The 15,100-nt window shown below is 43.4% G+C and carries 12 protein-coding genes; 8 read left to right on the plus strand and 4 right to left on the minus strand.

Annotation, left to right across the window (positions count from 1 at the left end):
• The first annotated feature begins 30 nt into the window (after window positions 1–30).
• Entirely contained in the window at window positions 31–1,674 is a 1,644-nt protein-coding gene (locus QUB06_RS15955; protein WP_333436092.1) for a GTP-binding protein, read from the plus strand.
• Between the two features lie 332 nt (window positions 1,675–2,006).
• On the opposite strand, the gene QUB06_RS15960 is transcribed toward QUB06_RS15955, so the two are convergent.
• The gene (locus QUB06_RS15960; protein ID WP_333436093.1) at window positions 2,007–3,140 is read right to left on the minus strand and encodes an adenylate/guanylate cyclase domain-containing protein; all 1,134 of its coding nucleotides are present in this window, start codon (window positions 3,138–3,140) and stop codon (window positions 2,007–2,009) included.
• A 718-nt stretch (window positions 3,141–3,858) separates the two neighbouring features.
• Between QUB06_RS15960 and QUB06_RS15965 the strand changes: the two genes are divergently transcribed.
• Window positions 3,859–4,062: a hypothetical protein gene (locus QUB06_RS15965; RefSeq protein ID WP_333290311.1), complete on the plus strand. Its 204-nt coding sequence runs from the start codon at window positions 3,859–3,861 to the stop codon at window positions 4,060–4,062.
• 5 nt (window positions 4,063–4,067) lie between these two features.
• Window positions 4,068–4,997, plus strand: a complete 930-nt coding sequence (locus QUB06_RS15970; protein ID WP_333436094.1) for a phosphoribulokinase — start codon at window positions 4,068–4,070, stop codon at window positions 4,995–4,997.
• Between the two features lie 89 nt (window positions 4,998–5,086).
• Here QUB06_RS15970 and QUB06_RS15975 read toward each other — a convergent pair whose 3' ends face one another.
• Window positions 5,087–5,275 carry a hypothetical protein gene (locus tag QUB06_RS15975; RefSeq protein WP_333436095.1) on the minus strand — a complete coding sequence of 63 codons (189 nt, stop codon included), beginning with the start codon at window positions 5,273–5,275 and terminating at the stop codon, window positions 5,087–5,089.
• Between the two features lie 110 nt (window positions 5,276–5,385).
• On the opposite strand from QUB06_RS15975, the gene QUB06_RS15980 reads away from it, so the two are divergent.
• On the plus strand, window positions 5,386–6,366 hold the full coding sequence (locus tag QUB06_RS15980) for an ABC transporter ATP-binding protein (RefSeq protein ID WP_333436096.1): 981 nt from the start codon (window positions 5,386–5,388) through the stop codon (window positions 6,364–6,366).
• A gap of 656 nt (window positions 6,367–7,022) precedes the next feature.
• Here QUB06_RS15980 and QUB06_RS15985 read toward each other — a convergent pair.
• The gene (locus QUB06_RS15985; RefSeq protein ID WP_333436097.1) at window positions 7,023–8,627 is read right to left on the minus strand and encodes an NB-ARC domain-containing protein; all 1,605 of its coding nucleotides are present in this window, start codon (window positions 8,625–8,627) and stop codon (window positions 7,023–7,025) included.
• A gap of 364 nt (window positions 8,628–8,991) precedes the next feature.
• Between QUB06_RS15985 and QUB06_RS15990 the strand changes: the two genes are divergently transcribed.
• The 4 genes from QUB06_RS15990 to QUB06_RS16005 all read left to right on the plus strand — a co-directional run bounded on the left by QUB06_RS15990 (window position 8,992) and on the right by QUB06_RS16005 (window position 14,504).
• Window positions 8,992–13,629 (plus strand): hypothetical protein, encoded by a 4,638-nt coding sequence (locus QUB06_RS15990; RefSeq protein ID WP_333436098.1) that lies wholly within the window; start codon window positions 8,992–8,994, stop codon window positions 13,627–13,629.
• A gap of 179 nt (window positions 13,630–13,808) precedes the next feature.
• Window positions 13,809–13,991, plus strand: coding sequence for a hypothetical protein (locus QUB06_RS15995; protein WP_333436099.1), 183 nt, complete (start codon window positions 13,809–13,811; stop codon window positions 13,989–13,991).
• Window positions 13,992–14,031: 40 nt separating this feature from the next.
• On the plus strand, window positions 14,032–14,235 hold the full coding sequence (locus QUB06_RS16000; RefSeq protein ID WP_333290342.1) for a hypothetical protein: 204 nt from the start codon (window positions 14,032–14,034) through the stop codon (window positions 14,233–14,235).
• Window positions 14,232–14,504, plus strand: a complete 273-nt coding sequence (locus QUB06_RS16005; RefSeq protein ID WP_333436100.1) for a type II toxin-antitoxin system RelE/ParE family toxin — start codon at window positions 14,232–14,234, stop codon at window positions 14,502–14,504. Before QUB06_RS16000 ends, QUB06_RS16005 begins: the two co-directional genes overlap by 4 nt.
• A gap of 89 nt (window positions 14,505–14,593) precedes the next feature.
• Here QUB06_RS16005 and QUB06_RS16010 read toward each other — a convergent pair whose 3' ends face one another.
• A complete protein-coding gene (locus QUB06_RS16010; protein WP_333290344.1) occupies window positions 14,594–14,845 on the minus strand; it encodes a DUF2281 domain-containing protein in 252 nt (83 codons plus the stop codon).
• Between the last annotated feature and the right edge of the window lie 255 nt (window positions 14,846–15,100).

Genomic DNA, 15,100 nt, shown 5'->3' on the forward strand with positions numbered 1-15,100 from the left:
AGCATAACCCTTTTATTTGCCGCTTTCCTCATGCCTTTGCCGCGCCTGTTAACCTTAATTGCTGCTTTCTGCCTCACCCTGGGGCTGATTATTGGGCTGGTGAGTTCCTTAACAGGGCTTTACAGTCAAGTTGCGTGGTCTGCTTCTCCGCTGCTGGCTAATTTGCTGATTTTCCTGATAATTGTACTTTTGGGAACCCTAATTTTTGCGCTGGTTTACTATTTTAGGCTGCTGCAACGGCCTCAGAAAGTTAAGGGAAAACGGCCGATTACTCCGAAGATTCCTGTTGTGAAAAGTGAAGCAGCTTCGGAAAATCTCAAAGCAATTCGGCAACAAGTCGATCGCATTCAAGATGAAGTAGCGCGGCAAGCTTTGCTGTTGAGAGCCCGCGAAATTGAAGCTAGCATGGCTCGTGGCAGCGTTCGAGTAGTTGTTTTCGGCACCGGTTCTGCGGGCAAAACTTCCGCTGTGAATGCGCTGGTGGGGCGGATGGCGGGACAGGTGGGTGCGCCGATGGGAACTACCGAAGTTGGAGAAACTTACACTCTGAAATTGAAAGGAATCGATCGAGAATTAGCAATTACGGATACCCCAGGCATCTTGGAAGCGGGAGTAGCGGGAACATATAGAGAGGAATTGGCGAGGCAGTTGGCGGCGAGGGCAGATTTGATCTTATTTGTTTTGGACGGCGATTTACGCAAATCCGAGTACGAACCGCTGCGGACTTTGGCGGAAATTGGCAAAAGGTCGATCGTGGTTTTTAATAAAGTTGACCTTTATCCCGACACCGACAGAGATGAAATTCTCGATCGACTGCGGCAGCGTGTTAAAGGTTTTGTATCAGCAATGGATGTAGTAGCAATTAGCGCCAATCCGCAAAAAGTTGTACTAGAAGACGGCACAATTTTTCAGCCATACCCGGATATTATGCCATTAATTCGGCGCGTCGCTGCGATTTTGCGAGCCGAAGGCGAAGACTTAATTGCGGACAATATTTTGCTGCAATCTCAGCACTTGGGAGACCAAGCGCGCAAGTTAATTGACGCTCAAAGAAGGCGGCAAGCTGATAAGGCAGTAGAGCGATTTCAGTGGATCGGAGCCGGAGTAATTGCTGTAACGCCTTTGCCAGTTGTGGATTTGTTAGCAACCGCAGCAGTTAACGCTCAAATGGTAGTAGAAATTGCCAAGATTTACGGCTGCGAATTAAACATCGATCGCGCCAAAGAATTAGCCTTGTCTCTAGCAAAAACCCTAGCAAGTTTGGGAATAGTTGAAGGCGTAATTCAAGTAGTGTCAAGGGCGTTGCAGTTAAGTGTAGCCGGGTTTGTACTTGGCAAAGCAATTCAAGCAGTCAGTGCCGCTTATTTAACCAGAATTGCCGGTAAAAGTTTTATTGAATATTTCCGCCATGACCAAGATTGGGGCGATGGTGGCATCACTGAAGTTGTGCAAAGGCAGTTTCAGTTAAATCGGAAAGACGAGTTTGTCAAAGCATTTGTCAAAGATGCGATCGCCCGCGTTGTCGAACCTCTGAACATTTATCAGCAGGAATCGGAACCAGACTTAGAAATGTCAGCGGAATTGGAACCAGAAGTAGAACCAGAACCTTTGTATCAGCCGTCGCAACAAGACGATTGGGAAACTTACAGCAACAAACGAAACGATGAGTGGTAATTAGTCATTAGTCATCAGTCATTAGTCATTAGTCGTCAGTCATTGTATCATGTCCGCTTCAACAAATGTAAATCCAGTCTGGGCGGGTTTCACCAACAATCTTTCATTCATAGGAGTTACGCTCATCAACCGGGTTTCTCTGAAAAATTTATGTCTCTTTAATAGTTTTGGATGCACTTGCGACCTCAGAAATCCGGTTTCTTCCTAGATTTTTGGTTACGAATCGCAAAATTGCGGAGAAACCCGGTTTCTCACCCCGAATGCGTAAGTTCTGTTTAATTGGACATGAGCTAATAACTAATGACTAATGACTAATGACTAATGATTAATAACTAATTTCGCTCCACCAACAAATAAACGATCATTTCTCCCTTACCTTTAATCTCAACAGCACCGCGCTTTTTAAACAAAAATTTATCTTTTAAACGATCGTAAACTGCAGCAGTCACCTGAATTTGCCCCGGAATACCGCTTGATTCCATCCGCTGAGCAACATTTACTGTATCCCCCCACAAATCGTAACTAAATTTAGTTAAACCAATGACTCCCGCCACTACCCCACCAATATTTATCCCAATGCGGAGACGAAAGTTGTGATTGTTTTCGACATTGAAGCTAGCGAGAGCAGCTTGCATATCTAGTGCCATTTGGGCAATGGCAAAAGCGTGATTTTCCTGCGGTTCCGGCAAACCGCCAACTACCATGTAAGCGTCACCCATAGTTTTGATTTTCTCCAAACCGTGCCGTAACGATAACTCGTCAAATAGACTAAAAATTTGATTCAGAACTTTCACCGTTTCTGCCGCAGTTTTTTGAGATGCAAAATTCGTAAATCCCACCAAATCGGCGAATAAAACGCTGACATCCGAAAAGCTGTCAGCAATTATGCTTTGCCCCTCCTGCAAGCGCTCTGCAATCGGTTTCGGCAAAATATTTAATAGCAATTCTTCAATTTTTTCTTTCTGAGACTGGGTTGTTTCTAACAGCAAGCGCGTTTCCATTTCTGCTTGTTCTCGATAGGCGATTTCCTGCTGTAACATCAGATTTTTATCCCTCAGTTGCAATTCTAGTTCCCGCAGTCGCAATTGATTTTCTACCCTAGCGATTACCTCTACGGTTTGAAAAGGTTTAGTAATGTAGTCCGCCCCGCCAGCATTAAAGGCTTTCACCTTCTCAGAAGCTTGTACCACAGCACTCAGAAAAATAATGGGAATGCCACGAGTGCGATCGCTCGCTTTCAAGCGACTGCAAACTTCATAGCCATCCATATCGGGCATCATAATATCGAGCAAAATCAAGTCAGGCTGAGCCAAATCCACAGCATCAAGTGCCTGTTGACCGCTAGATGAAGCTTCTACTTTATAGCCTTTCCTGGATAAGATCAGCTCCAGTAACAATAAATTGTTAAGACTGTCGTCCACAATTAAAATACTGCCCCTTAATTTTTCTGAAGATGGTTGATTCATCGGCTTGCTACGGGCTTAGTTAAACTTAAAATTTGTTTTAATTTATAAATTACGCACGGGTGCGTCCAAACCTATTTTTTTCACGGAAAGACGCATTGCTGAAGGCCAGCAAGAGGAAAAAAAAACAGGTTTGTGATTGCATGATTGCCTCCTGAACTCACATTTATTATACTAATTTGTCAAAACAGCGAAAGCTGGGGCTAAAACTTCATATTGCGGATAAATTCGATCGCCCTGGGCGTCGATTGATTGACTGGCGAATTGATTCACTGCTTGCGGCCGGTTTTGAAACCAAAAATATCCCACGAGCCCACCGCTGCAATTTGCACTACAAAAGACAAAAGAGACTACCCGGACACTTTGCAGGGGTAATTTTCCCGAAATTCTCACGCGGAGCTGGATTCAAAGGTACGATCGACATCTTGGGCGGTTGAGAAATGGGCGTGATTTTTTAATCAGATGCTCCCTGAGTCTCCTGTGCCGCATTATATTAAGAAATATAACAATAATTTTACCCATTGGGGAGACTCCGGGGGGGATCAAGTCAATCGATTTTAGATTTTAGATTTTAGATTTTAGATTTGAAGCATTGACCCCACGGATAAATTCGGGGGCTCCTTTATCGGATACAGGTTTTTTATTTCTCCACAGATGAATCCGGGGGCTTGTATCCTGGATGCTTTCGGTCGAACCGAGCGATCGGATCGGGAGCATCTCAATGAAAGCAGCAAAGCTCGAAATTGGAATTAGGAGTCAGGAGTCAGGAGTCAGGAGGAAAGAAGAAGAAGGAAGAAGGAAGGAGGAAGAAGGAAGGAGCCATAATAAGTGTTTTTACAAATATGAGATGCTCCCGATCGGATCGAACACAACTTTGATAAGATTTAAGATTGACAACAAAATTTGCTATTGTGCGTCCGGGTAAAAACAATGAGCGATCGACCAATTCTTCTCGGTATTGTCGGAGACAGCGCAGCGGGCAAAACCACCCTGACGCGGGGAATTGCCCAAGTATTGGGGCCAGAAAATGTCACTGTGATTTGCACTGACGACTATCACCGCTACGACAGAAAGCAGCGGGCCGAAATCGGAATCACAGCATTGCATCCCGACTGCAATCACCTCGACATCATGCAGCAGCACCTCAGCCTGCTGCGTACCGGACAAGCAATTCTCAAACCCATCTACAACCACACGACAGGTACATTCGACCCACCGGAATACATCAAGCCCAGCAAATTTGTAATAGTTGAAGGTTTGCTAGGTTACGCAACCCGAACAATCCGCGATTCTTACGACGTAAAAGTGTATCTTGCTCCTCCCGAAGAGTTGCGAACTCAGTGGAAAGTTAAGCGCGATGTCATGAAGCGCGGTTATACGGAAGAACAGGTGCTTGCAGAAATAAAAAAACGGGAACCCGACTCTGAAGACTTCATTCGTCCTCAGCGCAAATCGGCCGATGTTGTAGTTAGTTTTTACCCGCCCGAAGCGGACAATCAATCGAATTTGAACGTCCGTTTAGTGCTCAGACCGACAATTCCTCACCCTGATTTTACTGAAATTTTAGGTCGAGGCAGCGAGAGCTTTAAACCTGCAATTCGCTTGGGACTCGATCGGGATATGGGCAAACCTGTTGACGTTTTGGAAGTAGACTCCCACGCTACCAGCGAGCAAGTAAACGAACTGGAAATGATGTTGTGCAGCGAGTTGCCCCACCTGCGGGGATTTTGCTCCGCCCAAGGCAACCCGGAAATTGGCAAACTGATCGGCACAACTGGCGAAGTTTTGCAAAGTTATCCGCTAGCTTTGACGCAGTTGCTAGTTGCATATCACATGATGAAAGCAATTCATGTCTATTAGTTAGTTGGCAGTTGGCAGTTGGCAGTTGTTGGTTGTTAGGTGTTAGTTGTTATTGCAATGATTAATAACCAATAACCAATAACCAATAACTAATGTACTCGCAAAGTCGGGTTGGCCGTGCCTAATTGCTGAATTGGCATGGAGACTGGCAACTGACTTTGAGGTGCGGGCACCATTTCGCCTCGGAAGTCGAGGATGGTGACAAGCAGCAGATAGGCAACTGCTAAAATTATAGAAATCACTCCAGTGATAATAGCAACAAGTTTTGAACGATCCATATTCAGAATATTTTAAGTACAGCTAATATTAGTTTAACATTAAAAAGAGCAATTATTACTTCACTTATGCAATAGAATATAATCAGGTGCTACTTATTTCGCTTACGAAAATGGAACCTCTTATAGATGCGCCAACTTCCACCGAGATGCCCGGAGCTATCCGAGTAGTGGAAACATTTAATCTGGGCAAGTTCTACCGTACTGGCTTTTGGATGAATGAAAAAATTGAATCGCTCAAAAATTGCACTCTGACTGTCTCTGAGGGGGAAACTTTTGGGTTGTTAGGGCAAAATGGAGCGGGGAAAACTACGCTGCTGAAAACTTTGCTGGGTATAGTGCGCCCCACTTCTGGCCGGGCGCTGCTGTTGGGGAGGCCTTTGGGCGATCGCACTGTGAAGCAGCGAGTCGGCTATTTGCCAGAAAATCCCTATTTTTACGATTATCTCACCGGTTGGGAATTCTTGCAATTTGCAGCAGGCTTGTTTGAAATTCCCCCCTCGATTCAGCGGCAGCGAATTCCGAATTTGCTAGACTTAGTTGGCTTATCTCAATCCGCAGCAATTAAAAAACAGTTGCGCCAGTATTCTAAGGGAATGCTGCAACGGATCGGCATGGCTCAAGCTTTGATTAACAATCCAGATGTGGTATTTTTAGATGAGCCGATGTCTGGTTTAGATCCGATGGGGCGCTATCAGATGCGGGAGATAATTTTATCGCTGAAAAATCAAGGAAAAACGATTTTTTTTAATTCGCATATATTGTCTGATGTGGAGAAGATTTGCGATCGAGTGGCAATTTTGGCGAAGGGTGAGTTAATTTGCATTGGTGCGATCGACGAACTCCTCGGCAATACTGAAACTTACCGGGTTGAAGGTAGGGGCGGGCACTTCAATATCCTGAAAAAATGGATACCGGATATGGAAGTTGATGATGATTTGTGGTACGGTCATTTGCAGGGCGAGCCGAAGGAGTTTCTTTCTAGTCTGAGCGCTACGGGAGGGCAGCTAATTGGGATGAATTTGGCTAAGCCTACTTTGGAAGAGTTTTTTATGCAGCAACTGCAAGAAAGAGGGATTTATTCTAGTGGTTGAAGTATCTTAAAAGAGGTAGATTGGGATTGATGGTGGCGCGGGGGCGGGTTTACGAGATTGTGGGTTTTGGGCAATTATTGTCTGTGAACCCGCCCCGACAGAGTTATTGAAAATGGTGCAATATATCAGTTTAATCTCACCTTCTGCGCCATTTTCATACATCCTGTAGGGGCGGGTTCACCAACAGATTTAACGGTGCAGACAGGTTAAATAAACCCGCCCTCCTCACATTTTGCATCATTTTCATACATCCTGTAGGGGCGGGTTCACCAACAGATTTAACGGTGCAGACAGGTTAAATAAACCCGCCCTCCAGGTTTTTATAGTTATTTTGAAAGAGGTAGATTGGGATTGATGGTGGCGCGGGGGCGGGTTTATAAGATTGTCGGTTTTTGGCAATTATTGTCGGTGAACCCGCCCCTACAAAGTTATTAAGAATAGTGCAATATATCAGTTTAATCTTACATTCTGCGCCATTTTCATACATCCTGTAGGGGCGAGTTCACCAACAGATTTAACGGTGCAGACAGGTTAAATAAACCCGCCCTCCAGGTTTTTATAGTTATTTTGAAAGAGGTAGATTGGGATTGATGGTGGCGCGGGGGCGGGTTTATGAGATTGTGGGTTTTTGGCAATTATTGTCGGTGAACCCGCCCCTACAAAGTTATGTTTTTTACTTCCGTTAACAATGGCAACTGTAGATTTCCACATACTAACTCTGCACAATTCCACTGCCGCAAATACTCATATACTTCAGAAATAATCGCATTGGTCGCATCTAAATCTCCTGCTTGAGAAGCATGATAGTGCGCTCTGATTAGGGGCTTAATATCCTCGATTTCTTGCCATTCTGATTTTGGTTTGAGGGGAATGCTGATATAATAGTTATAGGCTTGGCTGTGGGCGGTACGGAGATTTTCAGGGTTTTGACTTAGCAGGTACTCGCCCTTTTCTCGGACTAGCGGATGCAACTGATAGGATTTGAGGTGGCGATCGTAATATAGCAATTGTCGCCGCTTCAGTGCTTGAATAATATTTTCTTTGAGTTCATATTTGCTAACTTCTGGCATTTGAGCGCTAATTCCTGCAAAAGATAGGGGATATTCTGAGGTTTGATAAACAGAAATTCGGCTGAGACAAGTTTGTTCTCCGTCGCTGAGACGTGCTATCATTTCATCGATCGCACTTTCAATATCTCGAATCAGCAACCAGTCTCTCTGGTGCAGAAAAATCCCGACATTTCCCTGAAACTCGGTATCGTATCGAATCAAGGCTGCGACGAGTTGTAAGGCTTTGGGATGTCCTGAATAGCGATCGCCCATTTCCGCTAATTCCTCTGCATTTGCAGTCAAATTAAAAGATTGCAATAGGGCAACTGCGCTATCTCGATTCAATCCGTTTAGCTGGATTTCGCGGGTGATTGTTGGGGGCAATTCGGCTAAGCTTTCGCGACTGGTGAAGAGGATTTTGCTTTGATGTTCTGTTTCTAACAGTTGTTTGAATAACCAAGCATATTCTGCACAATCCTCGGCGAAATAACCAGCGGCTTTGGCTTCTCCTGTTTTCAAAAGTGTGTCGGCGCGATCGAAAACGAGCAAGCAAGGTTTATCTCTGAGGATTTTTATCAGATTTTCGGTTTTTTTGAAAGAGTCATCTTGAGCATTGACGGCTGCGGTAATGTCGCCGTTGGAGAGGGTGAATAGCAGCGAGTCAATTGTGCGATCAAACGGGGGTGCTTTGCCTGTTGCGGATTGCAAGGATTGCCAAGCGGCGCAGGTGAAGGGGGTTTTTTCTGTGTGGATTTGGCGAATTAGTTGGCTGATGAGGGTGGTTTTTCCGATTCCCGGTAAGCCGACAATTGAGATGGCGGTGATATCTGAGTTAATGATAGTAGTTTTTAAGATATCGAGTTCTTTTGTGCGCTGTACCCAATTTCTGACGGGGGGTAAGTTTTCTGGGAGGGGGAAAGTGCGATCGTTTTGGTTGTCTTGGGCGGTATCTGCGATCGCGGCTGATAGTAATTCTGGTTCTTGAATTTCCCGCGCAACAATGTCTTGCCAGTTTTTCACACCTACAGCTTTGCAAATGTGTATAAAAGTCTCTCGTCTAATTGGTTGCTGCGTCCAAAATCGCTTTAAAGTTGCTTTTGAAGTGAGAGCAGCCTGACACCAGAGCTCATCTGCTTTATTCCATCCGAGATTGCGTCTTACCATGTCAATGATTTTTAGCCCTTCTTCGGATGCTCTGAGCAAACCTGCCATTGCGACTCCTCTACGGAAACTCTGCCTTAGTAAATAATGTTACATGATTTGGTGAGCCAAATGAGCCAAATGAGCCAAATGAGCCTTTTATGTTGAGCCAAATTGTGAGCCGTTTAGCCGATAAAGATTCAGGATTTTGGAGTATTGTGAAATGATGTGTTTGGCTGTCAGCTACGTTTGACGGTGCATCTGGCGGGCGATCGGGGATACGGCCGATCGGCAGTTGGGAGCAATGTAAAGTTTTATTACAAAAACAGGGCGAACTGCATAAAAAGCAGATGAAGGCCCTGATAGATATCTAGGAAGGCTTGCAAGGCGGGCTTTGCTGGTTTTGACGCAACTATATTTGTGAGGAGATGGGATTATGACGGAATCTATAATTGCTACGCGAGATGGAAAAATCGGAACAGTAGATGGAACATCAGGAAATTTTTCACAAATAGCAACAAGTAACCTAAATTTCTCTGACATTGCCTTATCTAATAGCGGTGAGCTTTTCGGAATTACGATTGGCAATTTATATAAAATAGATCGAAATTTAGGCTCTGCTTCACTTGTTGGCAACTTTGGCTTAGGCTCTTCTATTCAGTTGAATGCTTTAGAATTTGCCAACAATATACTTTATGGTGCTGATGGTTCTAATTTGTACACCATTAATAGCAGTACCGGCGCAGCAACTTTAGCCGCCAACTTGGGGTCAGACTTTGAGAGTAGTGGTGACTTAGTATTTGATGCTGCTAATAATCTATTTTTTGCCACATCAAACGGCTCAACAAACGATAGCTTGTTTTCCGTATCCCTGACAGGTCAAGCAACGAAAATAGGTGATATTGGCTTTACAAATGTTTTTGGTCTGTCATTTGAAAATGGCAATCTTATCGGTTTCACGGAAGATCGAAAGCGAATTACTATCAATTCCACAACGGGAACAGGTACACTGGATAAAAATTTAACGGATGTTAGCAGTCCAATTGCGGGGGCATCGTCTATTCCATCTGCAACACCGACTCCGACTCCAACTCCCCCGACTCCGACACCGCTGACCATTGGCTTAGGGCAAACGATTAACGAAAGTTTGAGTAACACTGATACTAATAACCCTAAAAAATTAGGTAGCTTCTCCGATGACTATACCTTGACTGGGGTTTCTAATTGGCAGCAAGTTCAAGTTAACATGGATTCGACTGCTGCTATTGACAGTTACCTACAACTGATAAATGCTTCAACAGGTGAAGTGATTGCCTTTAACGATAACTTAATTAATGGTGGTAAGAATTCACAGTTAAGTTTCACAGTAGTTCCGGGTGTGAATTACCTGATTCGAGCTACTAGCTTGAATGCGAACGAGACAGGAAACTATACCTTCAAAACTAGCTCTTTGGGAACCGCATCATCTTTAGTTTCTACAGATAGCGGACAAGTCGGAAGCGTTGACTCAGCAGGAAAATTTGTAAAGATTGCAAGTAGCCCAAGTTTAAAGGACATCGCCTTATCTAGTGACAATAAGTTGTTTGGCATCACTGATAGCCAGTTGTACAGCATCGATCCAGGCTCAGGTTCATCCACACCGATTGGAAGCCTCGTTGGGGCAGGTTTAGAAACAGTTGGTCTAGAATTTTCTCCTAGTAATGTACTTTATGCAACTGGCGGTTCTAACTTATACACCATTAATCAAACTACGGGTGCAGCATCCTTGGTTGCTAATCTGGGTTCTGACTTTGATGCTAGTGGCGATCTATTATTCGATCCTGTTACTAACCGCTTTTTAGCTACCTCTCGCGGCAACAGTGATAACAGCTTATTCTCCGTATCCTTAACTGGTCAATCCAATAAAATTGGTGATATTGGCTTTAACGATGTATTTGGTTTGTCTTTTGAGGGAAGCGCTCTTGTCGGTTTCACAAGTAATAACAAGCGGATTATTATCAATCCAGCAACAGGAGTAGGCACTCTTGATACAGATGTTACGGGTGTTAGCGGTTCAATCTTCGGAGCCACATCTATTGTATCCCCGACTCCAACTCCCCCGACTCCGACACCTCCGACTCCAACTCCCCCGACTCCGACTCCTCCAACTCCGACACCCCCGACTGTTGTAACTCCAACTCCCCTGACTCTTCCAACTCCAACACCGACTTCAAATAACATACAACAGCCAACCACCAATAGTAACTCAATCTCCATCACCAGTGCCTCGGATTTGGCAGATGGCGATAAAACACTTGTTCCCGGCGGCACAATTTTAGTCAATGGTTTAGCGACAGGCATCAATAGTGCCAGTTCCAATCCAACGGATTTTCTCCGTGATAACCTTCAAGCATTTTTGGGCGACAATCCCATACGACTAAGTGACGTTAGTATTTCTGTTGGCACAAATCCAGTTGAATTTGACACAGAAATACTCCTACCCAACAATATTGCTCCTGGTAACTATCCTTTAAAGCTAGTTCTGAATACTGGTACAGGTAGCTCAGTTAGTGCTGTCGGGCCAAACTTCGATATCGGCATCAATCCTCCTATTGGAAGTTCTCTGAAGACACCTTTTGAAATTGGGGGTTTGTCAAAGTATCAAGATTTCTTGAACTCCGTCGATTCAAGTAATACGAGTGACTTCTTTCGATTTAGTTTAACAAATCGTAGTAGCTTCAATTTATTACTCGATCCTCAAAATGCTGGGAAGCCAAGCGGCGATGCTACTGTACTCCTGCGCTCCAATGATGGACGAGTTATTGAAGGAGGAATTCAAATAGGTAAAACAAGCATCCTTAGTCGGGAGTTACCAGCAGATGATTACTTGATTGAGGTACAAAGAAAACCCAATGCAAGTGATGAAAAAATTGATTACAATCTGCGAACATCGGCCATAGCATTAACAGAAGCTGAAAATCAAACACTGAGTCTGCAATCACCTTCTGAAATTGCAGGCTTTGTTACCAATGACGTGAATAAAGATGGCTTAATTGATAAAAGTCCTAAGCTGAATGATAACGAGAAGGATAAGGAGCGTCTTGCTATCACTATTAGCAATCGTAATGGCTCACCTATAACGAGCATTGATCCTAACAAAGAAACATGGATTGTGGTGCATGGAAATACGGACAAGCCTACATCTCCCAAAATGTCTGCACTAGCTGATGCAGTTGCCGAATACAAGAAAAAACAAAATAGCGATGAAGAACCACAAGTTTTGGTGGTTGATTGGAGTCAACCGGCTAATAATAATTCTGCTGCTGGTTTTCGTCCCGATTTAGCTGCTGAATGGGTCAACAAAGTTGCTGAGTTTGCAGTTCATTCTCTCAAAGACGTTTGGGGTATTTCTGCCAATAAAATCAACTTAGTTGGTCACAGCTTAGGAACTTTTGTATCGGGGCTAATTGCGGAGAAGTATCTAACGTATACACGCTTTGAAATTAACAAATTAATACTGCTTGACTCAGCAAGAACTTTCAAAACCACGGTAGAAAATTTCGTCGATACAGTTGACACACTACTAAATGAAGGTTTAGTTGATTACGATTTAGATGGGAGCCAAAAAGGGATTAAAGCCCCTCCTAACTTTAGTGAAGTTGCTAATTTTTCTCGATCGATCTGGGGAGATGTTGTAGAAGGTGATGGATTGGGTTCACCGCGTTACAATGAAACTGCTGATGAGTCTATAAAAGTTGAATTTGATAGCAGCAAAGAAGTCGATAGCTTCGCTAATCATGGTGATTTAGTCTATCTATTTAGTAATATTTTGAAGGGTGAAGATGCCATCAGCAGTAGACTATCTCTAGATTCACCATTGAATAAGGAATGGCGTAATGTCCCTGGTAGCCCTGAAGCTGTGATGGCAGCAGAAAAGCCTGGAAATTTAGATGAAAATAAAAATGATAAAGGTGCAAAAGCAGTAACGTTAATTGCTAAAAATGCTGCTTCATCAGGAAATGAAGACGACATCGTTTACGGTAGTAACGGAAATGATACGTTAGATGCTTTGGATTTGGTGAACCTAGTTAGCGGTATAATTCCTGAAGGTACCTCAATTTATGGTTATGGAGGCAACGACATATTCTACGGCGAAGCCGGAGATGATCGAATTTTTGGTGGTTCGGAAAATGACACCATTTATGGCGGTTCAGGTATCGATTTCATCAATGGTGAAGCAGACAACGATCTGATTGATGGTGGTGATGATAACGACACTATCTTTGGTGCAAAAGGAGACGACACAGTTATTGGAGGTAAAGGCAACGATAGTTTAGAAGGTAATGATGGTAAAGACACTCTCATCGGTGGAGAAAATAACGATACCCTATGGGGTGGTGGTGATGATTCAGCCGATAGCCTGGATGGTGGTGAGGGAGATGACTACATCAGAGGAGAACGGGGAAATGACACTATCTTTGGCGGTCTAGGCAATGATTTCATCAATGGTGAAAAAGACAACGCTCTGATTGATGGTGGTGATGATAACGACACTATCTTTGGTGCGACAGGAGACGACACAGTTAAAGGAGGTAAGGGTAACGATAGTTTAGAAGGCAATGATGGTAAAGATACTCTCATCGGTGAAGAAGGTAACGATACCCTATGGGGTGGTGGTGGTAATTGGGCGGATTATCTTGATGGTGGTGATGGAAATGACTATCTTTTGGGAGAAGGTGGTGACGACATTTTAATTGGTGGCAAAGGTTCAGATACCATTGATTGTGGAGATGGCAATGATACCTTAGTCTTTGGACTTGATGATGGTAGTACAAGTCGTGAAGGAGCTGATATAATTACCAATTTTCGTACAGGTAAGGTAGGTTTTATTTCGACTGGCGATTCGCGGGGGGTCACTAAAATTAAGCTGAATGGCTTAACTAAAGACGATCTAGAAGTCGTAAAAATTGACGATAACAAGACTCTGTTATGGGGCAAAAAGAATGATTTATACTTATATACACTGTTCAAACAGGATACATACTTCGCGATTGTGGATGGCTCATTCAATAAAGATCAATTGACCTTTATTTGATCCCTTAATCCCTCCCCATCCATCCACCTTCATCAGCAGTTCAAAAAAGAGCGATCGCCCTTACGACCAAAAGTGCGATCGCCCTTAAAATCAGAATAGACAAACAACATCTAATTTGTTATAATTGAGTAAAACTCTACCCGATAGAGTTTTACCTAATTTTATAATAGCTGAAAGATATGTTTTGGATTCTGAAAAACTTAATCAGCACAGATCCACAAGGACACCTCAGTTTAAACCTCGAACCCAAATCAACAGAGTATCGCGTTCTCGTCAACAAAGCCGGACAAATTTTATTAGACCCAATAACCAACATACCCGATCGCACTTCATCGGGTTCTGAGATATCGCTGTTAAAATAGAAGCATCATTCCCTCATAACTCATCTCACCATAAAAGTGTATGAAAATAGAAGACTATCCACTGGCTAAAGAATTGATATTCGATGCCGAAGGCAACATTAGTCAAGTTATTCTAGATTATACCGACTATCAGTATTTCCTAGAAGCGATCGAAGATAAAGGACTTCTCCAGGCTATGCGCGAAGTAAAAAATGAAAACCCGTTAAATTTACAGCAAGCACTTGCAGAACTGGAAAGTGAATGAAAGTCGAATATCTACCCAGTTTTTTGAATGATTTAAAAGCTCTTAAAAGTACGCCTGTGTTTGAGCAAATCAAGGATTTTGCTTTTGCGGAAATTCCCAATAGTAATGATTTACAAACAATTGTTAACTTAAAAAAATTGAAAGGTGATGATAATGCGTATCGGCTTCGGGTTGGAGACTATCGAATAGGTTTTTATTTTGATGCCGAAACTCTTACTTTTGCCAGGGTGCTTCACCGGAAAGATATTTATCGCTACTTTCCACCATAAAGCTGTTTTTACTATGGCAGAATGTTTTGGGCAACTTGTCCTTGTCCTTTGAAATAGTAAATTAATGTATTTGTATCCAAAATGTACATCTAAAAGCTCTCCCGCAAGATGTCTTCCCCCGACTCCGCACGAATCTGTTCCAGAGTAGGAAAGTCTTCGGCCCATGTTCCAGCTAGGGAATAAACCAATTCTGTCGAAGGAGTTAAAGAACCTACTGTGTCGGTGGATTGGTTCTCATTCAGGTACTTGGCACGAATCAACTCAGCGAAAGTGAGAATTTCGCTAGCTTGGTTTTCGGGAAGGGTTTTGACGATCGCGTAAATCTGTTCAATGATAGTCATAATCTGGTGAGAAATAAACTGTCGTTAAATTTTATTTAAGCAATAGCGATCCGCTTTTTCGTGTCAGTTTTCATCTGGGATTCAAAAAGAGCGATCGCCCTTAATTCAAAAAGTGCGTGAAGCGAAGCTATCCCGAAGGGAATCGCCCTTAAAATCGGAATAGACAAACAACATGGTAGGGAGCATCCCGGTTTTGCAAAAGCCTCAAATGGCCAAGAGATCGTTGAGGTAAGCACAACGAAGTTTTAGCATTTG

Source organism: Microcoleus sp. D2_18a_D3, assembly GCF_036702455.1.
Lineage (GTDB): Bacteria > Cyanobacteriota > Cyanobacteriia > Cyanobacteriales > Microcoleaceae > Microcoleus.